General features: G+C 67.5%; 23 protein-coding genes. 10 read left to right on the top strand and 13 right to left on the bottom strand.

What is annotated here, in order from left to right; genetic code table 11:
* Positions 1 to 300: 300 nt before the first annotated feature.
* Genes E4V01_RS15065 through E4V01_RS15055 form a run of 3 tightly spaced genes read right to left on the bottom strand, consistent with a single transcriptional unit; the run spans position 301 to position 3,103 of the window.
* Positions 301 to 1,734 carry a pilus assembly protein TadG-related protein gene (locus E4V01_RS15065; protein WP_193763205.1) on the bottom strand — a complete coding sequence of 478 codons (1,434 nt, stop codon included), beginning with the start codon at positions 1,732 to 1,734 and terminating at the stop codon, positions 301 to 303.
* Entirely contained in the window at positions 1,719 to 2,552 is an 834-nt protein-coding gene (locus tag E4V01_RS15060; protein ID WP_135298892.1) for a TadE/TadG family type IV pilus assembly protein, read from the bottom strand. Before E4V01_RS15060 ends, E4V01_RS15065 begins: the two co-directional genes overlap by 16 nt.
* Positions 2,552 to 3,103 carry a TadE/TadG family type IV pilus assembly protein gene (locus E4V01_RS15055; RefSeq protein WP_060768656.1) on the bottom strand — a complete coding sequence of 184 codons (552 nt, stop codon included), beginning with the start codon at positions 3,101 to 3,103 and terminating at the stop codon, positions 2,552 to 2,554. Before E4V01_RS15055 ends, E4V01_RS15060 begins: the two co-directional genes overlap by 1 nt.
* A 277-nt stretch (positions 3,104 to 3,380) precedes the next feature.
* Between E4V01_RS15055 and E4V01_RS15050 the strand changes: the two genes are divergently transcribed.
* A complete protein-coding gene (locus tag E4V01_RS15050) occupies positions 3,381 to 4,037 on the top strand; it encodes a GNAT family N-acetyltransferase (protein ID WP_135298891.1) in 657 nt (218 codons plus the stop codon).
* A 9-nt stretch (positions 4,038 to 4,046) separates the two neighbouring features.
* On the opposite strand, the gene E4V01_RS15045 is transcribed toward E4V01_RS15050, so the two are convergent.
* A complete protein-coding gene (locus E4V01_RS15045) occupies positions 4,047 to 4,511 on the bottom strand; it encodes a YcgN family cysteine cluster protein (protein WP_060768654.1) in 465 nt (154 codons plus the stop codon).
* A 311-nt stretch (positions 4,512 to 4,822) separates the two neighbouring features.
* Between E4V01_RS15045 and E4V01_RS15040 the strand changes: the two genes are divergently transcribed.
* The 4 genes from E4V01_RS15040 (at position 4,823) to E4V01_RS15025 (ending at position 9,560) form a co-directional block, all read left to right on the top strand.
* A complete protein-coding gene (locus tag E4V01_RS15040; protein WP_135298890.1) occupies positions 4,823 to 7,132 on the top strand; it encodes a transglycosylase domain-containing protein in 2,310 nt (769 codons plus the stop codon).
* A 10-nt stretch (positions 7,133 to 7,142) separates the two neighbouring features.
* Positions 7,143 to 7,862, top strand: coding sequence for a DUF1214 domain-containing protein (locus E4V01_RS15035; RefSeq protein ID WP_135298889.1), 720 nt, complete (start codon positions 7,143 to 7,145; stop codon positions 7,860 to 7,862).
* The gene (locus tag E4V01_RS15030; RefSeq protein WP_056200642.1) at positions 7,859 to 8,464 is read left to right on the top strand and encodes a hypothetical protein; all 606 of its coding nucleotides are present in this window, start codon (positions 7,859 to 7,861) and stop codon (positions 8,462 to 8,464) included. The genes E4V01_RS15035 and E4V01_RS15030 overlap by 4 nt, the downstream gene beginning before the upstream one ends.
* A gap of 610 nt (positions 8,465 to 9,074) precedes the next feature.
* Entirely contained in the window at positions 9,075 to 9,560 is a 486-nt protein-coding gene (locus tag E4V01_RS15025; protein ID WP_060768651.1) for a MarR family winged helix-turn-helix transcriptional regulator, read from the top strand.
* Positions 9,561 to 9,656: 96 nt separating this feature from the next.
* On the opposite strand, the gene E4V01_RS15020 is transcribed toward E4V01_RS15025, so the two are convergent.
* Entirely contained in the window at positions 9,657 to 10,019 is a 363-nt protein-coding gene (locus tag E4V01_RS15020) for a cytochrome c family protein (protein WP_060768650.1), read from the bottom strand.
* 315 nt (positions 10,020 to 10,334) lie between these two features.
* Here E4V01_RS15020 and E4V01_RS15015 point away from each other — a divergent pair, with 315 nt between their 5' ends.
* From E4V01_RS15015 to E4V01_RS15005, 3 genes are all read left to right on the top strand, one after another.
* Complete coding sequence (locus tag E4V01_RS15015) at positions 10,335 to 11,768, top strand: FAD-linked oxidase C-terminal domain-containing protein (RefSeq protein WP_135298888.1); 1,434 nt, start codon at positions 10,335 to 10,337, stop codon at positions 11,766 to 11,768.
* A gap of 105 nt (positions 11,769 to 11,873) precedes the next feature.
* Positions 11,874 to 12,104 (top strand): hypothetical protein, encoded by a 231-nt coding sequence (locus tag E4V01_RS15010; RefSeq protein ID WP_135298887.1) that lies wholly within the window; start codon positions 11,874 to 11,876, stop codon positions 12,102 to 12,104.
* 14 nt (positions 12,105 to 12,118) lie between these two features.
* Positions 12,119 to 12,388 carry a hypothetical protein gene (locus E4V01_RS15005; protein WP_060768648.1) on the top strand — a complete coding sequence of 90 codons (270 nt, stop codon included), beginning with the start codon at positions 12,119 to 12,121 and terminating at the stop codon, positions 12,386 to 12,388.
* Between the two features lie 16 nt (positions 12,389 to 12,404).
* On the opposite strand, the gene E4V01_RS15000 is transcribed toward E4V01_RS15005, so the two are convergent.
* The 6 genes from E4V01_RS15000 to E4V01_RS14975 all read right to left on the bottom strand — a co-directional run bounded on the left by E4V01_RS15000 (position 12,405) and on the right by E4V01_RS14975 (position 16,852).
* Positions 12,405 to 13,211 carry a 23S rRNA (adenine(2030)-N(6))-methyltransferase RlmJ gene (locus tag E4V01_RS15000; RefSeq protein ID WP_135298886.1) on the bottom strand — a complete coding sequence of 269 codons (807 nt, stop codon included), beginning with the start codon at positions 13,209 to 13,211 and terminating at the stop codon, positions 12,405 to 12,407.
* A 470-nt stretch (positions 13,212 to 13,681) separates the two neighbouring features.
* On the bottom strand, positions 13,682 to 14,356 hold the full coding sequence (locus E4V01_RS14995; protein ID WP_060768646.1) for a ribonuclease T2: 675 nt from the start codon (positions 14,354 to 14,356) through the stop codon (positions 13,682 to 13,684).
* A 100-nt stretch (positions 14,357 to 14,456) separates the two neighbouring features.
* Positions 14,457 to 14,924, bottom strand: coding sequence for a hypothetical protein (locus tag E4V01_RS14990; RefSeq protein WP_135298885.1), 468 nt, complete (start codon positions 14,922 to 14,924; stop codon positions 14,457 to 14,459).
* Positions 14,925 to 15,219: 295 nt separating this feature from the next.
* Positions 15,220 to 15,492: a hypothetical protein gene (locus tag E4V01_RS14985; RefSeq protein WP_135298884.1), complete on the bottom strand. Its 273-nt coding sequence runs from the start codon at positions 15,490 to 15,492 to the stop codon at positions 15,220 to 15,222.
* A gap of 85 nt (positions 15,493 to 15,577) precedes the next feature.
* Positions 15,578 to 15,784, bottom strand: coding sequence for a hypothetical protein (locus E4V01_RS14980; protein ID WP_135298883.1), 207 nt, complete (start codon positions 15,782 to 15,784; stop codon positions 15,578 to 15,580).
* Between the two features lie 78 nt (positions 15,785 to 15,862).
* Positions 15,863 to 16,852, bottom strand: a complete 990-nt coding sequence (locus E4V01_RS14975; protein ID WP_135298882.1) for an extensin family protein — start codon at positions 16,850 to 16,852, stop codon at positions 15,863 to 15,865.
* Between the two features lie 113 nt (positions 16,853 to 16,965).
* On the opposite strand from E4V01_RS14975, the gene E4V01_RS14970 reads away from it, so the two are divergent.
* Positions 16,966 to 18,198 carry an amidase gene (locus E4V01_RS14970; RefSeq protein WP_193763204.1) on the top strand — a complete coding sequence of 411 codons (1,233 nt, stop codon included), beginning with the start codon at positions 16,966 to 16,968 and terminating at the stop codon, positions 18,196 to 18,198.
* A gap of 105 nt (positions 18,199 to 18,303) precedes the next feature.
* Here E4V01_RS14970 and E4V01_RS14965 read toward each other — a convergent pair whose 3' ends face one another.
* Positions 18,304 to 19,140, bottom strand: a complete 837-nt coding sequence (locus E4V01_RS14965; protein WP_135298880.1) for a LysR family transcriptional regulator — start codon at positions 19,138 to 19,140, stop codon at positions 18,304 to 18,306.
* Positions 19,141 to 19,217: 77 nt separating this feature from the next.
* Here E4V01_RS14965 and E4V01_RS14960 point away from each other — a divergent pair, with 77 nt between their 5' ends.
* Positions 19,218 to 20,210 (top strand): alpha/beta fold hydrolase, encoded by a 993-nt coding sequence (locus E4V01_RS14960; RefSeq protein ID WP_135298879.1) that lies wholly within the window; start codon positions 19,218 to 19,220, stop codon positions 20,208 to 20,210.
* Between the two features lie 132 nt (positions 20,211 to 20,342).
* On the opposite strand, the gene E4V01_RS14955 is transcribed toward E4V01_RS14960, so the two are convergent.
* A complete protein-coding gene (locus E4V01_RS14955; protein WP_060768642.1) occupies positions 20,343 to 23,738 on the bottom strand; it encodes a GAF domain-containing protein in 3,396 nt (1,131 codons plus the stop codon).
* Positions 23,739 to 23,874 lie beyond the last annotated feature (136 nt).

Genomic DNA, 23,874 nt, shown 5'->3' with positions numbered 1-23,874 from the left:
ATCGTTCGCGTGAGGGAGCGGCTCTTCCGGCGGGCGAGCCGGCGGAGGAGACGGGCGGTGTGGCTTGCCGCGCTCTGCCGCGCCGCGGCACCGCGATCAAGCCGGCGCAGGTCAACCTTGCGAACATCCGCAGCGATCCGAAGCGGAGGCTTCCTGCCGGAGGCGATCGTGCGCAACCATGCTCGGACCTGAATACGCCGGAGCCGCTCCCCATGACGCTGCAACGGGGAGCGGCTCCAAGCGCTCATTCTACTATTCCGCCTCGTGCCGAACCATCACTCGGTTCAGAGCAAGGGTATTCTATTGAGTGATGCGAGCAACTCTCAGCGCTTGATTGAACATTGCGCCGAGTGAAGCGGTGATGTCGGCCTGCGTGTTGGCTTTATAGAAAAATCCCGGCGATGCACAATTCCGAAGAGGATCTGCGAGTGTCGGGCTGAATTGATTGACGCGGCCATTCTCCCAAACGATGTAGCTGTCATTGTTGTAATTTTTTACAATGTTGTAGGGTATGTATAGAACCGAGATGGTCGCGCCCGCATTTTTGAGTTCCGTGCATTTCGACGGATCGATCTGAGCGGGTTGCGATCCGTTCCAGTCGGCATTGGGATAGCCTGCAAACTTCGAGGGATTTCCAGAAAATGTCTTCGTATCCTTCCACGCCGAGTACGACTGGCTGTTCTGCATGCCGTCGGTGATCAGAAACACGAACGGCCTCGAGTTCGTTGAGGCGGAACCGTTGCCGTAGGGCTTGATGGTCGACTTCATCTTCGGCAGGGCCGCCTCAAAATGAGTTCCACCGCTGCCGGTGCCGGTTTTCGGATCGTTGTTCGTGAAAAGTTGCGTGCTGCCCGTATCGAGCAGATTGGTGAAAGCGAGCGGCCAAATCTTGTCGCACTGGGCCGCCGTTCTCAGCGCGGCAAGCGAGGTGGTCGTATCGGCGAGGGGTGCGAGTGTCGCCAATTGATTGATGAACGGATAGATGCCGATTCGATACTGGTTCGGCACGACCGGCTTCGAGGCCCGTTTAAGAAGTTCGCAGACCGCGTTGTTCACCGCGTCGGACCGCAACTGGATTTTTCCCGCCGCCTTGGTCCAGCCGACACTATCTGGGAAGTGGCACGCGAATTGGCAGTTTCCCTGCTTCTCCTTGCTTTGCATGGCGAGTGCTTCAGCGTCGGAATCTTTCGTCGGCAGACCCATTGAGCCCGATACGTCCACCATCAGGTAGAAATCGAGGTAGCTTGCGAGGTCGACCGAGGCGTTGACACGGTTGGTCAGGGTCGTCGCCGAAAGCCCGAAGATTCTGCCGAACGTGCTCTGAACAGTGGCCGTATAGCTGACCGTCGCATCGAGGGTTTGTCCGCTTCTTGCGATCTCAAGTTGAGAAAGAGAGACCGTTGCGAACGGGACCTTGCTGGCATTGGCGTTGAAGGCCTTAAGGGCCTGGTACTCGCCGGCCTTGATGCCGGACGCCGTCACGTCGCTCTGCTGCGCGTTGGCGGCGATGAACTCCTTGGCCGTCACGACGCCCGCGAGCGCGGCGGCGTCCGCTGCATTGTCGAGCCGCGTCTTGCTGCTGATCGCCATGCCGTAATCGATGCCGAGGCCGACGAGGCCGATGGTCGGGAGCACAGCGAGCGCGAAGAGGACATTGATGCTGCCCTCGGTGTTCGAGGTCAGGGCCGACGCCCGGCCCTTGAGCCGGCCTGCGCGGGTCAATAGCCGGTGCATTTGGTCGCGATCCCGTCGTTGTTGGTTGTGTCGAAGTTCACCAGCGAAGCGTAGCGCGGCTGCACATAGGCCGTTCGCGCGATCCGCACGGCGGGGACGAAGCCCGACCCGAAGGTCGGCGTAAAATCGAACGCCACATCGATCACCACCAGCGATCCGGGCCCGTAGGTGGATCGCGGCAGGGTGGTCCGAGTCGACACCGCGTCGTCGGCTGTCGGCAGTTGTGGCGTGTCGCAGGGCCGGTAGTTGTTCCCGCCGGGCTGGGCCGTGCCGGTGGTCGTCCAGACCACCTTGGCATCATAGCAGGGACTCAGGTCGACGCTGGTGTCGGGGTTGTTCTGGCAGGCGCTGTTCTTCGCCTTGAACTGGATGCTGGCATAGTTGATCGAGATGTTCTCCCACCACGAACGGCCCCGCCGCTTGGCGTCCTTCATCACGTAGGGAAACAGCACGAGGGTGGCGTCGTAGCTGAAGTGCAGGTCGGTGGCGTTGACCAGGGCGACCGTCGAGCTGTCCGGCGGCACCGATTGCGAGATCATCTGGCTGATCGAGTGCGCGACGAGTTCGACCTTGCGGGTCGCGTCGATGTAGGCGACCACTTGGGTGCCTGCGAACAGCACCAGCAGCAGGGTGGGCAGGATCAGGGCGAACTCGATGGCGGCCACCGCGCCCTCCGCCGCACGGAAGCCGTCCACCTGCGCCCCGAGGCTGGCGCGGACGCTTCGAAGCGTCGCCAGCGCCCGGAAGGCGAGGGTGCTGTCCGGCGCGGCGCCGCGTTGCGCCGCGGGGAGTGGCGTGCGGGGGGAGCCGGCCGCCATCAGTACTGCTCGTTGCGAAAGGCCGCGGCCGAGACCGCGAGATAGGCCGGCTTGCCCTTGTAGGTCGCGCCGCCGCTCAGCCAGGACGAAATCTGCGGAGGCAGGAACGTGATCGGGTAGATGACCTGAAGGTACTGGTAATCCCCCCGGTTGCCGAGATTGAATTGCCCCGACCCCGTGGCGAGATTGGCCACGGTCACGCCGCTCAAGTCGGATGAGACGTAGGAGTAGTACCCGCTGGGCTGCCCAGCTTTGGGCACGACGTACAGATTGACGATGACGTTGTCGCAAGAAATCGTCGCCGGCAGGTATCCGCAGAGGCTTTGCTTGAAACCCGCCTGCGTTGCTGCAGTCGATTGAGACTGAAGGTTCCCGGTCAGGATCTTGCGGGATGCCCGTATCGTCGCATTGTCGATGGTCTGGTTGATGTACACGACGAGTGCGGATGCCATCACGAAAAGCAGTGTAAGGATGAACGCTGCTCCGACGAGGGCGAACTCGACGGCCGTCGATCCTTCATCGTTGCAAATGTAATTCGATTCTCGCCGCATGGATTCAGGGTATCTTGCAGAATTTAAATAAAAGATAACAGGATATCAGAAATCCGGGCCTTTGCTGGCGCAGATCGGTGCGATGCTTCTATCGGCTCTGATTGCAGACCTGAAGGAAGCGGACAGACCAGCCATGCAAGCCCGAGCGGAGATCCGGCACTTTGCTGCATTGCGGTGAGCGCGCCGCCGCACCAAATGGGCTCGGTCTGCGTCGGAGAGGGAGGCCGCGCGGGTGAATCGCCGATCCGGCGCGCTGCAAGAGTTCCTCGCTTCCCCGATGCCCCTCTCAACGGTTCCCGATGATCGTCCCTCGGACCGCCCCCTCGGGGCGGCACGTGGCCGACCGAGTCTGTGCCGCCTCTGGCCGAGCGATGGGCCGGCGGTGCGGGCCTTCTTCCTGCGCCTCGATCCGGAAACCCGCGCCAATCGCTTCATGGCCGCGGTCGGTGACCGGGCGGCCGCGGCCTACGCGGCGCAGGCGATGGTCGCGCCCGGCATGATCGTCGGCGTCTTCGTGGACGGCACCCTGCGGGCGCTCGGCGAATTGCGCCCGTTCGGCCCTGGACATGCGGACGCCCGGCGGGCGGAGGTCGCACTCACGGTGGAGCAGGGGTTTCGGCGGGCGGGTTTCGGGTTGAGGCTGCTGCGGCGTCTGGCGGAGGCCGCCCGCAATCGCGGCCTCGTCGAGCTTCGTCTGCGTTGCATGCCCCACAACGTCGCGATGCGGCGGCTGGTCGCGGGGCTCGGCGCGGAGCTACGTTTCACCGAGGGTGAAAGCGAGGGTGCGATCCGTCTCGCGCAGCCGACGCCGCTCTCCTTGTGGCGGGAGGGGATCGAGGCGACCCTCGATTTCAACCTCGCCATGGCGACCCTGCCTCGATCCCGGCCGCTTCCCTCGCCGTGTCTGCCGCCGTTTCTCGCGCATGCAGCCTGAATCGGCCGTTCAGGCGGCTTCGTCCGGCCATGCGACGATGCGCTCGACCAACTCGTCCTCGGCAAACTCCTCCTCGTTGCCGGCGACGCGTCCGCGCACGGAGATGCCGGCATCGTGGACGCTGGCCCGGCGGCCGGTCTTCAGCGGGTGCCACGCGGGCAGGTCGCGGCCCTCCCGCACGAGGCGGTAGGCGCAGGTCGGCGGCAGCCAGGGGATCGTGCGCACCGCCTCCGGCGTCAGTTGCACGCAGTCCGGCACGCGTTTGGCACGGTGGCGGTAGTCGCGGCAGCGGCAGGTATGGGTGTCGAGCAGCGTGCAGCCGACATCGGTGTGGTGGATCTCGCCGGTGTCGTCGTCCTCGAGCTTGAGCAGGCAGCAGCGGCCGCAGCCGTCACACAGGCTCTCCCACTCCGCCGGGCTCATCGCCTCGAGCGTCTTCACGCGCCAGAACGGCCCTTCGCTGCGCTCGGCCATATCAGGCGCCTCGCTCGCTTTCGATCGTATCGTTTCGGGACAAGGCGCCTCTCCTGCCGCATGCTGACGCCGGGAGCAAGCAGGACCGGACGATCCGCCATCCGCCCGCCGGATTCGGCTGCCACAGACGTCTTAAGGTTAACGTGCGGTGAGCGGTCCGCCGGGGGGACGGTGGCCCGCCCTTCGCGTTCCTTAACGGAAGCGAAAGCTCGCGGGCCGGCGCCTGTCCTGATACAGAACGTATCGGATCATCGTTGCCTGGGCTTTCTCTACGCCGACCCGGACATCGTTTAAAGAAACCGGAAGCCGCCTTGCGCCTGCCCAGCCTCAAGACGCTGACGACGCGGATCAGCCGCGCGGCCCTGGCCTTCGATGCCTGGGTCAATGCGAGCCTGTACGAGGGCGGCCATTCCACGACGGAAGCCTACGAGCGCTTCCAGGCGCGGATGCAGGTCTTCTCGGTCCGCGGCTGGAAGCGCTACGCCCTCGACCTCACCAGCGAGGGTGTCACCATCGGGACGGCGGGCGCCATGCTGCTGCTGTTCCTGGCTCAGCCCGCCTTCAACCTCACCAGCGACAACTGGCTGAAGGCCCAGGATCTCGCCGTCACCTTCCTCGACCGCTACGGCACCGAGGTCGGACGCCGCGGCATCAAGCACGACGACTCGCTGAAGTTCGACGACTTTCCCGAACTGATGATCAAGGCGCTGCTCTCGACCGAGGACCGGCGCTTCTACGAGCATTGGGGCATCGATCCGATCGGCACCGCCCGCGCGCTCGTCTCGAATTCCTCCGGCAAGGGCAACGTGCAGGGCGGCTCGACCCTGACGCAGCAGCTCGCCAAGAACCTGTTCCTGACCAACGAGCGCTCGCTGGAGCGCAAGGTCAACGAGGCGTTCCTCGCCTTCTGGCTCGAAGCGCACCTGACCAAGAACCAGATTCTCAAGCTCTATCTCGACCGTGCCTATATGGGCGGCGGCACCTTCGGCGCCGTGGCGGCGGCGGATTACTATTTCGGCAAGCGCCTGCAGGACATCACGCTGGCGGAAGCCGCGATGCTCGCCGGCCTGTTCAAGGCACCGACCAAATACTCGCCCAACGTCAACCTGCCCGCCGCCCGCGGCCGGGCGGTGGACGTGCTGCACAACATGGTCGAGGCGGGCTTCGTCACCGAAGGGCAGATCCAGACGGCGTTGCGCAACCCCGCCACCCCGGTCACCCGTACCAAGGACATCACTGCCGACTACTACCTCGATTGGGCCTTCAACGAGGTGAAGCGGATGGCCGATGCGGGCAAGCTCCGCAACGACCGCGTGCTGACGGTGAAGACACCGCTCGACCTCTCGATCCAGCGCTCCGCCGACCAGGCGGTCGAGAACATGCTGCGGCGGCTCGGCGATCAGTACGACGTGGACGAGGCGGGCGTGGTGATCCTCGACCCCGACGGGGCGCTCCGTGCCATGGTCGGCGGCGCCGATTACGGTGAGAGCCAGTTCAACCGCGCCACCGATGCGCTGCGCCAGCCGGGCTCCTCGTTCAAGCCCTACGTCTATGCCGCGGCTTTGGCTTCGGGCCTGTTCAAGCCGGACACGGCGGTGGTGGACTCGCCGGTCTGCGTCGGCAACTGGTGCCCGCAGAATTACGGCCGCTCCTATTCCGGCCGACAGCCGATGTGGCTCGCGGTGGCGAAATCGGTCAACACGATCCCGATCAAGGTCACCACAGCCATCGGCAAGGGGCTTGGCATCACCCACGACTGGAAGGCGGCGGAGGCGGGCCGCGAGAAGATCATCCAGCTCGCGAAAGCGATGGGCGTGACGACGCCGCTGACCGACACGCCTTCGCTGCCGATCGGCGCCACCGAGGTAACGGTGATGGATCAGGCGGCGGGCTTCGCGGTCTTCGCCAATGGCGGACGGGTCGCCAAGCCCTACGTCGCCACCGAGGTGCGCAATTCCAGCGGCGAGGTGATCTACCGCCACGCCGACGAGAAGCCGGTGCAGGTGCTCTCGTCCCAGGTGACGGCGGACATGAACTACATGCTCAACAAGGTCGTCGAGGAAGGCACCGCGCGGAAGGCCCAGATCGAGGGCGTGAAGGTCGCGGGCAAGACCGGCACCACCAACGGCTACCGCGACGCGTGGTTCGTCGGCTACACCGGCAACTATGTCGGCGCCGTCTGGTACGGCAACGACGATCACAGCCCGACCAACAAGATGACCGGCGGTTCGCTCCCCGCGATGACGTGGCACGAGATCATGGCCCCTGCCCATCAGGGCATCGAGCTGAAGCCGATGCCCGGCCTGAACGACCGCAGGAGCGCGCCGCAGGCCGCCCAGGCGGCCGACGGCGCGGCCGCCGCCGCCAGCACCGGTGGCCGGCTCTCGCGCCGCTCCTTCGAGGTGCTGTCGGGCCTCAACGGCCTGTTCCGCAACGTCGAGACCAGCCGCTCCGCCGCCAAAAGCGAGCCTGGCAAGGGTGAACTTGGCAAGAGCGAGCCTGGCAAAACCGATCCGGCGCGCTCCGGCGCCGTCGCCCCCGATCGGGTGCGTGCGCCCGGCCTCGTGCCCGTCGATGTCGCCGAGGGCGCGCGCGCCTCCGGCGGCTTCGGGACGCCCTGAGGCCGACCCCATGGCCCTGTCGAGTGGAGTCGGCCCGGCGGCCGGAACATCGCTGCGCGAGGACGCGGGCGCCGAGCCGTCCGGGCGGCTACCCCAGCGGCTACCCCAGCACCTGGGCCGCCTCGCGCGCGGTGCCGCCTCGCGCAGCTCGCGCGTCGGGCTATTCGTCTACGCGCTCACCCTCGGCGGGCTCCTGGGCCTCGCCAGTGCCGATTACGCCACCAGCGGCGGCTATCCCTTCGGCGGGACGGCGATCGGGAGCTGGACGGCGTGGCCGCGGGCGGGCTCGCTCGATTCCGACCCCTATGCCCGCGCCGTCAACGCCCGGCGCGGCGACATTCCCCTTGCGGTCGGGGAGGGCATGTTGCTCACCGCTGCCAGCGACGACGAGGGACGGACGCTGGACGCCGCCTGTAGCTATCGCCTCGCGGGCGTGACGCCCCCGGCCCGCGCCTGGACCCTCACCGTGACCGGCCGTGGCGCGCTGGCGCCGGGGCAGGATCCGGTGCGGACGGGCTTTACCTCCACCGAGATCCTGCGCGAGACCGACGGTCGCTTCGCGATCCAGCTGAGCCCCGAGGTCCAGCCCGGCAACTGGCTGCCGATGCCGCGGCCGAGGGGGCCGGTGCGGCTGGCGCTGCGCCTCTATGACACGCCGGTGGCCGCCAGCGTCGGCTCGCTCGACCGGGACACCCTGCCGGCGATCGAGCGCACGGGGTGCGGTTCATGAGCCGCGGCGCGTTCTGGCTCGCCACCGCCTGCGGCCTCGTCATCGCCGGCATCGTCCACATCGCCACGGTGCTGGCGATTCCGCGCTTCTCGGAGGGCGACGCCTTCACCCGCGCGCGGGCGAGCGAGACCCTCGACCACCCCTTGCGCATCCACGGCCTTGCGGGCGCACCCGCGGCGAACGGCGAATGGCTGCCCAATCCCGATCCGGCTGTCTCGGTTGGCGTGTGCTCCTACGACCTCGATGACGGGCCGATGCGGGTCTCGGCCCAGGCCGGCTCGCTGATGCTGTCGGTCTCGATGCACAGCCGCCGGGGCGCCTTCTACGCGGTGACCGATCAGGCGGCGGTGCGCGGTGGGCTCGACCTCGTGGTGATGACCCGCGCCCAGTACGACGAGGCGCTGGCCAACGACGTGGCCGGCGAGGTGACCCGCGACGTGCGCATCGTCGCCCCCGCCCGGCGCGGCTTCGCAGTGGTCCGCGTGATCGCCGCGCTGCCGAGCGAGCGCGCGGTGGCCGACGCGGCGGTGCAGGCGGTGTCCTGCACGATCGACAGCCCGGCCGAGCCGACGGGGGAGGAGCCGGGGAAGGGCAAAAGTTAGTGTCTCTCACAAAACGCCCGCCGCGCTGTCATCGCCAGAACGAGAACAGTCGGAGACCAGGAGTTTTGCGAGGCACTTTTGAAGGCAAAAGTTGAACTGCTCCGCTGCTGCAAGCGCCGGTGCCGTTGTGGCCGTCCACAGCGATTGCAGGGGCGCGGGGGCCCATTGCCCGAGGCATCGACGCCCCTCGCCGCCGGTTGCCCCGATCCCAGTTCGGCCCCTCGGACGCGTCGGTCGCTCTTCGAGAAACGAGCGGATTATTTCCGTCTCAGCGGCTTTCGGGAGCGCCGCGTCCATGCGGATGGCCGTGAAAGCCATGCGCGTGGTTCGATTGTACCCACGGCGATTTTTCTTTAGGGTCCGCGTCTTAGGTCTGTCGCAGGGATTCTGCCGCGCGGCTGCCATTGGCCGGGATGCGTATCGCGCGAAAGCGCAGGGGCCCAAGGGGCTGCTGCCTTTTCACGCAGGTATCTCATCCGATGGCGGCGGCGGATCGCGGGGCGGTCCAGTGATTCGCGGAGGCGGCTCGCCGTCCCCATATCCGTCGGTGCCGAACCCGTTTGCGGGTCCGAAACGCCAGTGCGCCGTGGGCGCACCGAGGAAGAGTGTCATGAGTCAAACGGGCCGCGATGACCCGCAATCCCTGGACAGCCAACTCTGCTTTGCCGTCTACGCGGCGGCACATGCCTTCGGTCGCGCCTATCGCAGCCTCTTGGCCCATCACGAGCTGACCTACCCGCAATATCTCGTGCTGCTGGTGCTGTGGGAGGAGGAGGGGCTCTCGGTCAAGGAAATCGGCAGCCGCCTTTTCCTCGATTCCGGCACGCTCACGCCGCTCCTCAAGCGCCTCGAAGCCTCCGGTCATGTCCGGCGCGCCCGCGACCGTCCGGACGAGCGCCAGGTCAGCATCTTCCTGACGGACAAGGGGCGCGGGCTCAAGGGCAAGATGGACTGCCTGCCGCATACGGTGGGCGGCATGACCGGGATGACCCTCGACGAGCGGCGCGCACTCCTCGACAACCTCGCCATGATGCGCGACGAGTTGCATGCCCGCGCCGGCAGCACCGAGGTGCCGGCCGCGAACGCGTCTCGCTGACGCACCCGCCGGTCGATCAAGTGTTTCAAACGAGAAAAGCCGCCCCGAGGGGCGGCTTTCCTATTTGATCCGATCGAACTCCGGAGGCGCGGGGCCTCAGGACTTCGTCTTGAGGTAGGCGATGATGTCGTCGACCTTCTTCGGGTCCTTGACGCCCGGGAAGACCATCTTGGTGCCGGGCACCTTCTTCTTCGGGTCGGTGAGCCACTCCTTGAGGTTGGCTTCGTCCCAGGTGATGCCGGACTTCTTCAGCGCGTCGGAGAAGGCGTAGCCGTCGGCACCCTCACCGGCCTTCATGCCGACGACACCCTTCAGGGTCGGGCCGACGCCGTTCTTCTCGAAATTGTGGCAGGCCTTGCAGGGCGCGAACGCCTTCTCGCCGGCGGCGGCATCGCCCTCGGCATGGGCGGCGACAGGCAACAGCAGCGCGAGGGCGGCGCCGAGGATGAGATGACGCATCGTTGTTTTCCTCCTTGGAACGGCCGAAGCCGGCCTGCTTATGGCAGAGCTTTTAGCCTTAGAACAGATATAGACTATGCCGGGCACGCGTCCAGCCGAGGCTGGTTCACGAAGACGCTTCCGCTCCTTTCGGTGGCTGCATGGGTCGGTGGGAACTGCCGTGCGTCTCGGGAGACTTTCCGCTAAGACGTGTGCCCGACGTCGTCCAGGCGAACCTGAACTGCGGCGGCTGAAGCGGGGCTGAAGACCCCGCACGCCCCTGTGGATCGCCGAAAGCGAAGTCGAAAATACAAATCTCTTGAGGAGATGCCGGCCATGTCGATCGCCTTCCCCGCGCCGGATGCGGATGTCGTCGCCCGCCGCGAGGCGATCATCGAGGGGCTTTCCGCGCTGGTGGCGCCGGAGGCGCTGGTGACGACGGAGGACGAGCGCCGCGCCTTCGAGACCGACGGTCTCACCGCCTACCGCAAGATGCCGCTCGCCGTGGTGCTGCCCTCCACGACCCGGGAGGTCTCGGCGGTGATGGCGTTCTGCCACGCCCACGGTGTGCGGGTGGTGCCGCGCGGCGCCGGCACGTCGCTGGCCGGCGGTGCCATCGCCCAGGAGGACGCGATCATCATCGGGGTGGGCAAGATGACGCGTATCCTCGATCTCGATTTTTCCAACCGCATCGCCCGGGTCGAGGCCGGCATCACCAACCTCGCGATCTCCGGGGCGGTGGCGCATGAGGGCTTCTTCTACGCGCCGGACCCGTCGAGCCAGCTCGCCTGCACCATCGCCGGCAACATCGCCATGAATTCCGGCGGGGCGCACTGCCTGAAATACGGCGTGACGACCAACAACCTCATGGGCGTCACGCTCGTGACCAACGACGGCACCGTGGTCGAGCTCGGCGGCGAGCATCTCGATTCCGGCGGCTACGACCTGCTCGGCCTGATCTGCGGCTCGGAAGGCCAGCTCGGCATCGTCACCGAGGCCACCGTGCGCATCCTGCGCGCCGCGGAAGGCGCGCGCCCGGCCCTGGTCGGCTTCTCCTCGGTCGAGGATGCCGGCGCCTGCACCGCGGCGATCATCGCGGCCGGCATCATCCCCGTCGCCATCGAGTACATGGACCGCGAGGCGATCCTCATCACCGACGACTTCGCCAAGGCCGGCTACCCGCGTGATGCTGCCGCGATGCTGATCATCGAGGTCGAGGGCTCGGACGAGGAATGCTCGGACATGCTGGCGCGCATCGAGGCGATCGCCGCAGGGTTCAACCCGACCAGCATCCGCGTCTCGAAGTCGGAAGCCGAATCCGCCGCGATCTGGAAGGGCCGCAAATCCGCCTTCGGCGCCACCGGGCGCATCTCCGACTACATCTGCATGGACGGCACGATCCCGACCGGCCAGCTCGGCCACGTGCTGGAGCGGATCGAGGCGATCTGCGCCGAGCAGGGGCTTCGCGTCGCCAACGTGTTCCATGCCGGCGACGGCAACCTGCACCCGCTGATCCTGTTCGACATCAACACGCCCGGCGAGTTGCAGAAGGCCGAGGCTGCGGGGGACGCGATCCTCAAGCTCTGCGTCGAGGTTGGCGGCTGCCTCACCGGCGAGCACGGCGTCGGGATCGAGAAGCGCGAGCTGATGCGCTTCCAATACACGCAGGACGACCTCGAACAGCAGATGCGCGTGCGCAACGTGTTCGATCCGGCTTGGCTGATGAACCCGGCGAAGGTCTTCCCACTCAAGGGCCGGATCGCGGCCTGAACGGGCCGCGGAACGGATGCGGTCGCGGCCGGTTGGCGTCTCACTCGCTTCGCATCGGCCTGCCATGATCGCGCCGGGACGATGCGCCAACCAGAGGCTCACGTGATGAAGCATCCGATTCTGGCCGCTGCCGTCCTCGCTCTCGGAGCGGCCGCTCTGGCCGGCCCGGTCGAGGCCAAGGGCTGCCTCAAGGGCGCCGTCGTCGGCGGCGCGGCGGGCAGCATGGCCGGCCACGGCAAGGCCGGTGCCGCCGCCGGTTGCGCCATCGGCCACCACGAGGCCAACAAGAAGGACAAGTCCGGCGGACAGAACCCGCAACAGGGCTCCGCGAAGTAAGGCCGCCTTCCCCGGTGCCCCGCTACTTCTTCCACACCCGCATCGGCGCCGACGCCCTCACCGACGACGAGGGCGTGGAACTGCGCGATCCCGATCAGGCCTGGCGTGTGGCGCGGGCGACGATCCGCGCCAGCCTGGAGGATGAGGGGAGCGATCCGCGGCTGGTCACGGCGATCCTCGTCGTCACCGACGAGGCCGGGGAGGTCGTCCTGGAATTTCCCTTCGCCGAGGGGATTCCCGAACCGGGCGCCGAGCCCGAGCCGGGGGAGGGGACGCTGCATTGAGGGCGAGGCGGGTGTTCTACCCCGCCGGCCCGAGCCGCTCGCTGCGGAAGGCGCCGTAGCCGCTGCGGGCCAGCCGCTCGGCGAGAGCCGGCATGAACAGTTCCGCTTCCGCCGCCAGGGTCCAGGGCGGGTTGACGACCACGAGCCCGGTGCCGGTCAGGCGTGTCGGATCATCGGGCCGCTCGATCATCAGGTCGAGGCGCAAGGCGGGCCGCTCCAGCCCCGCATCGAGCATGGCCGCCATGCGATCGACCCCGGACACGTCCTTGATCGGATACCAGCCGAGATAGATCCCGGTCGGCCACTTCCGCGCGGCCTTCATCAGGTGCGCGCCCAAACGGTCGATCTCGCCGCGCTCCTCGTAGGGCGGGTCGATCAGCACGAGGCCCCGGCGCTCCGGCGGCGGGATCAGGGCGTTGAGCGCGGTCCAGCCGTCGAGATGCATCACCTTCGTGCGCGAATCGCTGGCGTAGCGCTGTGCCAGCGTCTGCGCGTCGGCCGGATGCAACTCCACGAAGACGCCCTTGTCGCCGGCCCGCAGGGCTTCGCGGATGATCGCGGGCGAGCCGGGATAGGTGGTGGCACCAAACCGCGCCCGCACGGCGGCGACCGCCTCGCGGTAGGGCGCGAGCAGGGCTTCGACCTCGGGCGCGAACGGCACGTCGAGCCGGCCGAAGCCCTCGTGCCACTCGCCCGTGCGCCCGGCTTCCTCCGCCGCGAGATCGTAGACGCCGAGGCCCGCATGGGTGTCGATGGCGCGGAACGGCTTGTCCTTGGCGCAGAGATGGACGAGCACGCGAGTCAGCACGAGGTGCTTGAGCACATCCGCGAAATTGCCGGCGTGGAAGGCGTGACGGTAGTTCAGGGCGCGTGTCCAGGATCAGGAGAGGCGACGTCGAAGGCATGCTGAGTTGAGGGCACGGCGCCGTCATCGTTGACGGGCGGAAGCGCAACCGCTCATACGTGGTCGTGTCGGACGTGAACCTTCCCGGTTGCGACGGCCCCGTGGCCAGCGGGGCTTGCGGTGGAGCCAGCCGGCCACCGCCCATCGCGAGCAGGCGAACCGGGAAGGAGGTGAGAGAATGTGATCGATTTCCCGATTGCGGTCAGCATCACCGTGACGAAAACGCGAGATGGTTGGCGCTTAGCCATCCACCTCGCGCTGATCTGATCAGGATCGTCTGACCGGCGGGCGGCCACCCGCCGGTCTCCACCCACAACATAATGTCGTTCTGCGGAATTCCACAATCCGTGGACTTCGGGCTTCACACAAACCGACGGAATATCCGCGCCTTACCTTGCCGCGTCGACCGACACCTCGCCGGCCCGGCAGTTCTGGCGCGCCACCTCGGGGCAGGGGGTGAAGCCGCGCAGATCCTTCGAAAAGCAGATCCGCACGTCCTGCAATTGCCCCCGGCGGCACGTCACCGACATCATGTCCGGGCGCAGGCCCTTATTGGCCATCACGAACTGCCGGGCGATCTCGATCGGGGCGGCGCGCAGGCTCGCATCCGGCTTCGTGAACGCCTCGGGGATCGTCACCGCCTCGCGCGCCGTCTTCACCGCTTTGAAATAGGCGACGGGATCGAGGCCGGAGCAGGTGCCGTGGGTGCGCCACTCGTGGCGGGCCAGCCCCTCGCTCGGCATGATCTCCCCCGCAGCCTCGACCGCGTTGCGGGTCAGCGGGCGCTCCACTGCCGAGCAGTTCGAGGGATAGCCGCGCTCGTATTGCGGCCACAGCCCGTGCACCACGAAGCCGAGTCCCCGGCCCGGGGCACATTGCCCGTTGCGGTCGCGGCGCGCACCCTCGCTGTCGCAATAGGTCGGCGACCACGACAGCGACAGCACGTAGAAGTCGAAGCTGCCGGGCTCGCCGCCGCGGCGAAACCCGCCGAAATCCTGCGCGCCCGCACCGGAGGCCAGGGTCAGACCGAGGGCCAGGGTCACAAGGCGGCGGAGGCGGAGCATGGACGGGTCTCGGGAGCGGCGGGACGCTCTCAGGACGATGCCGGGCGCGGCCTGCAAGTCAAGCTTGCATCCGCGCGGCGCTGCCGCTTTCCCGCCCCGATCAGGGCCGCGCCATCCGGCAGGCGCTGGCGTAGGCGTAGGCATTGTTGCGGTCGAGGCCGTGGACGCAGAAATCGACGCCCCAGGTCGAGCCGATGATGCCGAGGCTCTCGCGCACCGAGTAATCGACCTTGCGCCGCACCCCGTCCGAGGTCGTGGCGAGGGCCGAGCAGAAGCGGCGCGGGATGAAGTCGACGCCGTAGGGGCGCCACGCGGTGCGCTCGATCCGCTCGTAGGAGACGATCGTCAGCGACGAGTTCCAGAACTTCGCCTCCTTCTCGGCGAACTGGGTCGAGACCTTCTCCAAAACGCCGGTGTCCTGGCAGCCGGGGATGTCGGCGTCGTAGGGGAAGGTCTGCTCCTCGGCCGGCGAGATCTCCTCGCGGCCGGAGCGGGCGAGCGCCGGCAGCACGGACGAGGCCGTGACGAGGCCGAGCGCCAGGACGGCGAGGGGAAGGTTCGGGCGCATGCCGCTCAGATCCGCCAGTTGAGGGTGCCGTGGCGCGACGCAGGCCCGTTCAGGGCTTGGCGCAGCGGGCACCGGATGGGCGAAAGACGATGCGCTGCCCTCGTGCCAAGTCAAGCTTGGACCCGTCGCGGAGACCGCTTTTGGGCTGGGCTGGGGTGTTGGAGGCACAGTGCCGGAGCGTCGCGGAGCAAGCGGGAGGCTTCGCGTCGCTCGCGATGAGGTCGCTTGCCTAATCACTCATATGTACGGGATAAAATTCATTCAACAGGCAAGAAAAGGCCGCATGCAAATTTGATCAATTTTCGAAATCTCTATCATGTGCCAAGATGGCTTCTTCTAAATCATCGAACCACTTTGGCTCTCCTTTTTTCTCTGGATTCCACATCAAAATGGTTTCGACGAGTGTTCTTTCCTGCAGATCTGAGTACTGAAGATCGGGTTCAACAAAATCGCACGAATAGACGCGGAATTTTTTTGTATGAAGGTTTTTCATGCAATTGTAACGAATGACGCGCGATGGTGAGAGTTTGCGCCAGACAGTAATCTGTTTCAGAAGATGTGATTTCATTCAGGATTTTGCTTTGAAAACAAAGCGTCTTAAGCTGGCCATCCGGAAGTATGCAGTGTGCTATCCGCTGCATGTTTGTTGATGGTCAGGTTTCGGAAAACGTGCTGTCTGGGGGTGTCCAGATGGATATGAAATTCTTGTCGCAAAAATCCAGTATGAGTTCATCATCGTCGGAAAAATTGCCTTCGATGGTGATCTCGCCGCCCGGCTTGAGGTCTTCCCGATCTGTCCACGGTTCGAGCATGAGCCCAAGCTCGACGGAGGATACGTTTCTGATGACCAGTCGACGCATAGGGATCGATCTCTCCCTGATATCGCTCAAACTCAGACTGGCGGAGATTAGCTGCGATTGGAGGTAAGTTCCAGTTTTTCAGTAGATCGGCTCGTCGGACGCGTGATCCGCGGTGTGAGGCGCGGCCAGCGACAGCGGCGCGTAGGCCGCGTCATGCGCCGGAACCGGAGAGCGCGGCCGGCTCGGGGCTGGGGCGGCGGCGTAGGCCGTGGGCGCCGGGGCAGCCGGCGCGCGGGCGAGGCGCGTGCCGGTCGTGCGCGAGTAGGTCGGCGCGACGCCGTAGGGATCGTCCTCCTCGACGTCGATCGGGGCCTGGGTCGGGACGGTCTGGCGCGCGGGCGGGCGGGGCGAGGCCAGCGGCCGCGGCGAGCCGTCGGCAAGGTTGAGCTGCGACTCGAACTTGAGCAGCGGCTTGCAGATGCGCTTCAGGCCGCGCGGGTCGTGCATCGCCAGATCGACGTGGATGTGGTCGTAGTGGAACACGTTGGAACCCGGCGCCAGCACGGTCGAGAACCGGGCACAGGCCCCCACGAACACCTCGCGCAGAAAGGCTTGCTCGGCCTCGGTGCCGCGCCAGCCGCCCTTGACGGTGATGACGTGCCCGTTCGCGAGCGTGAAGGACATGATGTCGAGCGCGTTGCCGAACGAATGCTCGGAGAGCTTGGCACCGGCTTGGTTGTTGCGACCGCGGCAGGAATAGGTGCCCGCGTTGATCTCGGCCACCGGCACGCCGAAATAGAGGTTGGCGGCGGGCTGGATCGTGTCGGCGAGCCACGCCTCGGCCTCGGCGAGCGCCGGGCAGGCCAGCGTCATGCGCTGCTTGAGCGCCACCGTGCCGCCGCCGAGCCGGGTGACCTTGAACGGCTGCTGCATGCCGCAGGGGCCGGGGCCGTCGATCTCCTTGGCGAGTGAGACATAGGCCGTCGGCTGCACGAGCTTGCGCGCGATGCACATCTGTTCGGCTTGGTCGCGCCATGCTTCCCGGCGCTCGAACCGGTTGATCGCACAGCCCGTGAGCCCCGCGCCGAACAGCACCAGAGCCGAGAACGCTAACGCTTTACGCCACATGGACGCGACGATGCGCATCGTCCCGTAAACGAGGCGCTAACGATGCGCGGTCGGATCCGCCCCCATGTGGAGCGCTGTTGACAGATTCGACACGGACCGTGACTCGGATGGGCATGATCTCGCTTCTCGACATCCGCGCCCGTGTCGCGGACGGCACCCTTTCGGCGGCGGACGCGATCCAGGCGGCGCGCGAGCGGATCGCCGCCCGCGACCCCGCCATCGGCGCCGTGCTGCGCACCGCACCCGAGGCCACAGCGCCCGCGCGTGGGCCGCTCGCCGGCATCGCGGTGGGGATCAAGGACATCATCGACACCGCCGACATGGCGACCGAGTCCGGCTCGGAGATCTATGCCGGTTGGCGACCGCGGGCCGACGCGGCGATCGTTTCGCGGCTGCGCGCGCTCGGCGCCGTGCCGCTCGCCAAGACCGCGACCACGGCCTTTGCCGGCCTCGACCCCGCCGCCACCGTGAACCCGCACGATCCCGGCCACACGCCGGGCGGCTCCTCCTCGGGCTCGGCCGCAGCCATCGCCGCCGGGATGCTGCCCCTGGCGCTCGGCACCCAGACCGGCGGCTCGGTGATCCGCCCGGCGGCCTTCTGCGGGATCGCAGCGATCAAGCCCTCGTTCCGGCTGCTGCCGACGGTCGGCGTCAAGACCTTCTCCTGGGCGCTCGACACGGTCGGCCTGTTCGGCGCCTCCGTCGCCGACATCGCCCACGCGCTCGCGCTGATCGCGGACCGGCCCGGTCTCGAGGCGCCCGCCCCGGAGCACCCGCGCCTCGCCCTCTGCCTCCAGGATTTCGCGGGGAGCGCCGACGCGGACGCGTTGGCGGCGCTCGATCACGCGGCCCGTGCCGCGGAGCGGGCCGGGGCGGTTTTGCGCGATCTCGTCCTGCCGGAGCCCTTCGCGCGGGCCTGGGCCGCGCACCCGACCGTGCAGGATTTCGAGGCGCGCCAAGCGCTCGCCTGGGAATATGCCGAACACCGGGAGGCGCTGCCGCCGGTGCTGCGCGGCCAGCTCGACCGGGCGCAGGATCTCAGCGCCGCCGATTACGACGCCGCCCGCCGCGAGGCGCACCGGGCGCGCCGACTGCTCAAGGCGCTGTTCGCGGATGTCGATGCGATCCTGACGGTTTCCAGCGTCGGTCGCGCGCCGAAGGGTCTCGGCTCGACCGGCGATGCGCGCTTCAATCGCCTCTGGACCCTGATGGGCGTGCCTTGCGTCACCGTTCCGGTGCCGGGGGACGGGTTGCCGCTCGGCGTGCAGGTGATCGCCCGCTTCGGCGACGACGGACGGGCGCTCGCCGTCGCGCGGATGATCGAGGGGGCGCTGGCGCGGGCATAGACATCGCCCCGCGGGGCTTTGTCCTTCGGCGCTCGAGGCTGAACGGAAGACAGGACCTCGCTCAAGCCGTCTTCGACCCCATTGCATCAGGCCGGCGCCTCTCGGTCAGGCGACGTCGCGCGCGAAGGCCGCCCGGCACGCTCGATACGCTGAGACGAAGGCTCGCACCTGCCCCTCCGCTTCCGGCCTGGACCCGACGAACAGGTCGAGCCGGCCTACGCGCTCCGCTGCGATGCCGTTCTGCCGCGCCAGCACCTCGGGCAGAAGCGCGACGCCGAGACCGGCGGCAACGCAGCCGAGGATTCCCTCCACCGAGCCAAGTTCGACGATGCGGGCGCCGATCCTGCGTTCCCGCAGCACTTGATTCAGTCGCTCGCGGCAGATGCAGCCCGCGGCGAAGGTGAAGGCTTGGCCAGCCGTCTCGGCCGGCATGCCTGCGGGACGCAGCAGGGCGAGCGGGAGACTGTCGAGCGGACGGGAGATGATGGCCGCATGGATCGAACGGTGACCGAGGATGGCCGCATCGAGCTTCCCCTCCGCCAGTAAGGCGTCGAGGTCGCGCGAAACGCCGGTCGCCACTTGCAGGTCGAGCCCCTCGTGGTCCGCCAACAGCCGGGCCAGGACGGGGGGAAGCACGGTGGTGGCTGCGACCGCGATCGCACCCAGTCGGAACGGGCCGGCCGTCTCGGTTCCCCGGGCCGCCCGCATCGCCTCGGCGGCGAGGATCTCCATCTGCTCCGCGTAAGGCAGGAGTCGTGCCCCCGCGGCTGTCAGGCGAACACCCCTGGGGAGTCGTTCGAACAGCCTCATTCCGATCGCGGTCTCGAATTGGCCGATGCGCGCCGACAGCGCCGACTGGACGGTGCCGAGCCGCTCGGCCGCCGCCGTCATCGAGGAGGCCTCAGCCACGATTCTGAAAGCGTGCAATCCGCGAAGGTCCATCAGTCATCGTAAATTGTGATCGCTGCTGCCTCAAGGCAGCGTTCGTCGCGATACCGAGGCCACGACATGTTCGGCCCATGACGACGCTCCTGCACACCGCCACGACGCCGCTGCTTGACATTGCCTACGAGGTCGGCGGCCCGCCTGACGGCTTTCCCGTGCTGCTCCTGCACGGCTGGCCGGACGATATCCGGACTTGGGACGCCATCGTCCCCACTCTCCACGCCGCGGGTTTCCGCACGTTCGCGCCGTATCTGCGCGGCTTTGGCCCGACGCGCTTCCGGGGAGCCGACATTCCCCGCTCGGGCCAACTCGCGGCGCTCGGAGCCGACCTGCTTGATCTCGCCGATGCATTGAACCTCGACCGCTTTGCGGTCGTCGGCCACGATTGGGGGGCGCGGGCGTCGTACATCGCGGCCTGCACGGCTCCCGAGCGCATCGTGGCTTGTGTCGCCCTCTCGGTCGGCTGGGGCACGAACGATCCGGGCCAGACCCTGACGCTGAACCAGACGCAGAACTACTGGTATCACTGGCTGATGGCCCTGCCACGCGGTGATGCCCTGGTGCGGGACGATCGACACCGTTTCACGCGCCACATCTGGACGATCTGGAATCCCGGCTGGCGGGTGCCGGATGCGGCTTTCGCCACGACGGCCGCCGCCTTCGACAATCCGGACTGGGCGGACGTGACGCTGCATTCCTACCGCGTGCGATGGGGGCATGCCGAGCCAGATCCCCGCTATGCCACACTCGAAGCCCAGCTCGCGGCTGATCCGGTCATCCAGGTCCCGATCCTGACGCTCCATGGCGGTGCCGACCCCTGTAACGATCCGGCGACTTCGAAGGACAGGGACGCGTTGTTTGCAGCTTTCTATCGCCGCATGGTCTTGCCCAATCTCGGCCACTTTCCGCAACGTCAGGCACCGGAGGCCGTACTGAAGGAGGTTCTACCCTTCCTCATGCACGCGGTGGGTCGGGAAGGCTCGGCGTCCCGTGTCGGTCGTTGCATGACGCATGCAGACGGCGCGACCCGTCGCTCCTGCTCGAAGTCGCCAGCTTCCTGCCGATGAGGACCCCTTTTCCGGTGATGTTCCGCGACCTCCGACCGATTCATGGTGCGGATCGCCGCCGACGATGCTCTATCCTCTTGTTTTCGCATCATCTTTTTTTCAAAAACCGGCACCGCCTTTCGGGACTCTGCTCTAGCCCGACACGGTCCCACGCGGCGCCGCCTTGCGCCGTTCCGTGAGCGGCAGGTCGATGGAGCAGTGCAGACCGGTCTCGCTCAGTTCGTAGCGCGTGCGCGCGTCGAGGGCGTAGGGCAGCGCCTTCTCGATCAGCTCGCGCCCGTAGCCGCGCCGTTGGGCGGCGCCCTCTTCCTGCGAGCGCTCGACCTCCGTCTCGCTCCAATGCAGGGCGAGCCGCATCCGGTCGTCCTCGGTATAGGTGCGCCACGTCACGCTCAGCCACCCCGTCTCTCCGGCGAGCGCGCCGTATTTGCGGGCATTGGTGGCGAGTTCGTGCAGGGCCAAGGCGAAGGTCTGCACCGTCGCCTTGCGCAGCCGCACGGATGGGCCGTCGAGATAGATCCGCTCGGACGCCTCCCAGGCGCCGAGGGCGTCGAGTTCCGTGACGATGAGTGCGTGCAGGGTGATCGGCTCGATGGTGGAGCGGGAGAGCAGGCCCTGCACCCGCGAGAGCACCGCGAGCCGGTCGTAGAACCGCGCGCGGAACATCGGCATGGAGTCGCTTCGGGCCATGGTCTGCTCGGCCAGCGAGCGCACCACCGTGATGAGGTTGCGCGTGCGGTGCTGCAACTCGGCCACCATCACGCCCTGCTGCTCCTGAAGCTGCCGCAGGTCGTCGATGTCGGTGGAGGTGCCCAGCCACTCGAGGATGCCGCTTCCCGCGCGCAGCGGCAGGGCGCGTGACTGGAACCAGCGATAGTGGCCCTCGGGGGCGTGACGGATTCGGTAGTCGACGGCCAGCACCTCGGCCATGGCGGCCCCGCTCCAGGCATCCTGGACCCGGTCGCGATCCTCGGGGTGAACCGCGTCGAGCCAGCCGAAGCCGCGGCTCTCGGCCTCGCTCTGGCCGGTATAGCGGAACCATTGCGGGCTCGCCCAGCTCCACGCGCCGCCGTCGCCCGCCCGCCAGACGAGCTGGGGGATGCCTTCGACCAGAGCGCGCTGCCGGGCTTCGCTCGTGCGCAGCTCCGTTTCGGCCTGCGCCCGCTCGGCCGCCTCCCAGGTCCGCGCGGCCACCTCCTCGATCAGTGTCGTCTCGGAGCGTGTCCAGGCGCGGGGCTCGCGATGGGTCAGGTAGAGGACGGTGCGGATCCGGCCGTCGCGGACCAGCGGCACCGCCACGAAGCTGCCGACGGCGCCCTGTCGCCAGACGCCGGGGGCCGCAACGGCCGCGGTATCGTCCACGATGATCGTCTCGCCGTCCCCGAGCCGATCGAGAACCGCCCGGCCGAAGGCCGTGATGGGCATGGGGCCGAGCCGGGCCTCGGTCTCGGCGTGATAGCCGACCTGCCGCTCGACCCGCTTGCCGTCCGCAGAGAGGCGCGCGTAGCCAACCCGTCCGGCGCCCAGATGGCGCCCCAGCGCCTCGACCACGGTTTGAAGGGCAGCCTGCGGGTCGGTCTGGTCCTGAAGCCGGTCGGCGAGATCGAGAAGGAAGGCCTGCCGTGCCTCCTCCGCCCGCAGATTCTGGGCGGCAAGGTGCTGATCGTGGATGTCCGTGGCGGCGCCGATCCAGCGCGTGATTCGCCCTTCCGCGTCCCGCGCCGGGGCGTGGCGGATCAGGAACCATCGAAACGGGCCGTCGCGGCGGCGGATGCGCTGCTGTCGCTCCACCGGCCGGCCGGCGGCGAAGGCTTCGGTGAAGATGCGCTTCGTCTCCGCTCTCTCGTCGGGGGGGATGGTGGCCAGCCAACCGCCGTTCTGGACCTGCTCCTGAGTCTGGCCGGTATAGTCGCCCCATTGCTGGTTCACGACGATGACCTTGCCCTCGGGATCGCAGTTCCAGAGCAGGCTCGGCACGAGTTCGGCGAGGGTCCGGAAGCGCCCCTCGCTCTCGCGCAGGGTGTCGGCGGTCCGCTTGCTCAGCAGCGCCTGGAGGATGGCCGGGGCGAGGGCCTCGGCGGCTTCGCGATCCTCCGACCGGTATCCGCCCGCGCGGTTGCCGAGCCCGATCATTCCGATGGTCTGTCCGTTCCACTTCAGCGGGACGCCGAGAAAGGCCTTCAGGCGCGGGTGGCCCGCCGGTGTACCGATCCGGTCCGGGTGCGAGCCGGGATCGTTGGCGATGAGGCTTTTCCCCTCGCGCAGCACCCGGCCGTAAAGGCCGTGGATCTGGAGTCCTTTTGGGCCGACGCCCTTCGGAAAAGCGGGATCTTCCATCGCGAAGTTCTGCCAGCCGCGATCGCTGATGGAGAGTTCGTCGAACCGGTCGTTCTCTTTGTCGATCTCCCCCATGAAACTGAAGACGCTCTGCGTCACATCCTCGGCGACCGCGAGGCAGACGCGGCCGAGTTCCTCCTCGGTGGGGGCTGTCAGCGCCTCACGGAAGATGCGGTTGATCCCTTCCAGCACCGCGTTCTTGCGCCGGATGTCCGCCTCCGCCCGGCCGCGCTCGACCGCCGACCAGATCCGCTCGGCCACTTCCCGCAGCAAGGCGAAGTCGGCCTCCACCCACTGCCGCGGGGTCGAGTGGCTGACGCAGAGCGCGCCGACCAGGTTGCCGTTCTTGATCAGCGGTGCGCCCATGCAGGCGCCAATCTGCAGGGCGGCGAAGGCGGGACGGCTGGCCTCCGGAACCGAAACGCAGGCCTGCGTATCGGCCAGGACGTGGCACTCCCCGCGGCGGAGAATCCCGGCGGACCATGCGAAGTCCGCGAGCTTGTGCTCGCCGGCGACCGAGAGCGCATCGCCGCGAATGTGGTCCCACGCGATCCGGATGATCCCCGCGGTTTCGTCGATGGCGGCGTAGTAGCACCGGTCCACATCCAGCCGCTCACCCACCAACCGGCATGCCGCGCTCTGAATCGCCTCCGGATCGGTCAGCGTGCGCACCGCATCGCTCAGCGCCAGGAGGAAGGCCTGTCGCTCCTCGCGATCGCGCAGGCCCGTCTCGGCGACTTTACGCTCGGTGACGTCGTCGTAGAGGATCAGCACACGGTCGTTCGCCTGCGGGTAGACGGAGACCTCGAACCAGCGCCCCATCGGCGTGTCCGTGTGCTCCAGCCGTGCCGGCAGGCCCGTCGCGGCGATGCGTTCGTAGGTCTCGACCCACCAGCGATCGAGGTCGGGCACCACTTCGCGTCCCGTCCGCCCGCGCGCCTCCGCTGCCGGCAGGCCGACCAGCCGCTCGAAGGCGGGATTCAGCTCGATGTAGCGGAAATCGACGGCCCGGCCCTGCTCGTCGCGCACGAATTCGAGTTCGCAGAAACCCTGCTCCATGGTCTGGAACAAGGTGCGGTACTTCTCTTCGCTCGCCCGAAGGGCCGCTTCGGCCCAATCGAATTCAAGGATCCGTCGCGCCGTTGCGTCGCGATTCGACGGCCACCCGGGCGGGTCTGTTCTTTCGCCCATCCTGCGCCCTGTTGCGGCTCGATGGGCATCACCTAATCGATAGGCTGCCGCTTTTGTAAAGCACGTGGGCGTTGTGGAGGCGCGCCTCGCTGAGATGTGTACGTGGTCGGCCCGCCGGTCCCGGCCCGGAGCCGGC

Origin of the sequence: Methylorubrum sp. Q1, from assembly GCF_004683995.1 — a bacterium.
In the GTDB taxonomy this organism is placed as follows: domain Bacteria; phylum Pseudomonadota; class Alphaproteobacteria; order Rhizobiales; family Beijerinckiaceae; genus Methylobacterium.
This window is presented reverse-complemented; position numbering and strand designations above follow the sequence as displayed.

Excerpts from the sequence above, each read along its gene's own strand:
- E4V01_RS15065 (WP_193763205.1), bottom strand. The coding sequence starts at position 1,734 with ATGCACCGGCTATTGACCCGCGCAGGCCGGCTCAAGGGCCGGGCGTCG.
- E4V01_RS15060 (WP_135298892.1), bottom strand. The coding sequence starts at position 2,552 with ATGGCGGCCGGCTCCCCCCGCACGCCACTCCCCGCGGCGCAACGCGGC.
- E4V01_RS15055 (WP_060768656.1), bottom strand. The coding sequence starts at position 3,103 with ATGCGGCGAGAATCGAATTACATTTGCAACGATGAAGGATCGACGGCC.
- E4V01_RS15050 (WP_135298891.1), top strand. The coding sequence starts at position 3,381 with ATGCCCCTCTCAACGGTTCCCGATGATCGTCCCTCGGACCGCCCCCTC.
- E4V01_RS15045 (WP_060768654.1), bottom strand. The coding sequence starts at position 4,511 with ATGGCCGAGCGCAGCGAAGGGCCGTTCTGGCGCGTGAAGACGCTCGAG.
- E4V01_RS15035 (WP_135298889.1), top strand. The coding sequence starts at position 7,143 with ATGGCCCTGTCGAGTGGAGTCGGCCCGGCGGCCGGAACATCGCTGCGC.
- E4V01_RS15030 (WP_056200642.1), top strand. The coding sequence starts at position 7,859 with ATGAGCCGCGGCGCGTTCTGGCTCGCCACCGCCTGCGGCCTCGTCATC.
- E4V01_RS15025 (WP_060768651.1), top strand. The coding sequence starts at position 9,075 with ATGAGTCAAACGGGCCGCGATGACCCGCAATCCCTGGACAGCCAACTC.
- E4V01_RS15020 (WP_060768650.1), bottom strand. The coding sequence starts at position 10,019 with ATGCGTCATCTCATCCTCGGCGCCGCCCTCGCGCTGCTGTTGCCTGTC.
- E4V01_RS15015 (WP_135298888.1), top strand. The coding sequence starts at position 10,335 with ATGTCGATCGCCTTCCCCGCGCCGGATGCGGATGTCGTCGCCCGCCGC.
- E4V01_RS15010 (WP_135298887.1), top strand. The coding sequence starts at position 11,874 with ATGAAGCATCCGATTCTGGCCGCTGCCGTCCTCGCTCTCGGAGCGGCC.
- E4V01_RS14995 (WP_060768646.1), bottom strand. The coding sequence starts at position 14,356 with ATGCTCCGCCTCCGCCGCCTTGTGACCCTGGCCCTCGGTCTGACCCTG.
- E4V01_RS14990 (WP_135298885.1), bottom strand. The coding sequence starts at position 14,924 with ATGCGCCCGAACCTTCCCCTCGCCGTCCTGGCGCTCGGCCTCGTCACG.
- E4V01_RS14985 (WP_135298884.1), bottom strand. The coding sequence starts at position 15,492 with ATGAAATCACATCTTCTGAAACAGATTACTGTCTGGCGCAAACTCTCA.
- E4V01_RS14980 (WP_135298883.1), bottom strand. The coding sequence starts at position 15,784 with ATGCGTCGACTGGTCATCAGAAACGTATCCTCCGTCGAGCTTGGGCTC.
- E4V01_RS14975 (WP_135298882.1), bottom strand. The coding sequence starts at position 16,852 with ATGTGGCGTAAAGCGTTAGCGTTCTCGGCTCTGGTGCTGTTCGGCGCG.
- E4V01_RS14970 (WP_193763204.1), top strand. The coding sequence starts at position 16,966 with ATGATCTCGCTTCTCGACATCCGCGCCCGTGTCGCGGACGGCACCCTT.
- E4V01_RS14965 (WP_135298880.1), bottom strand. The coding sequence starts at position 19,140 with ATGGACCTTCGCGGATTGCACGCTTTCAGAATCGTGGCTGAGGCCTCC.
- E4V01_RS14960 (WP_135298879.1), top strand. The coding sequence starts at position 19,218 with ATGACGACGCTCCTGCACACCGCCACGACGCCGCTGCTTGACATTGCC.
- E4V01_RS14955 (WP_060768642.1), bottom strand. The coding sequence starts at position 23,738 with ATGGGCGAAAGAACAGACCCGCCCGGGTGGCCGTCGAATCGCGACGCA.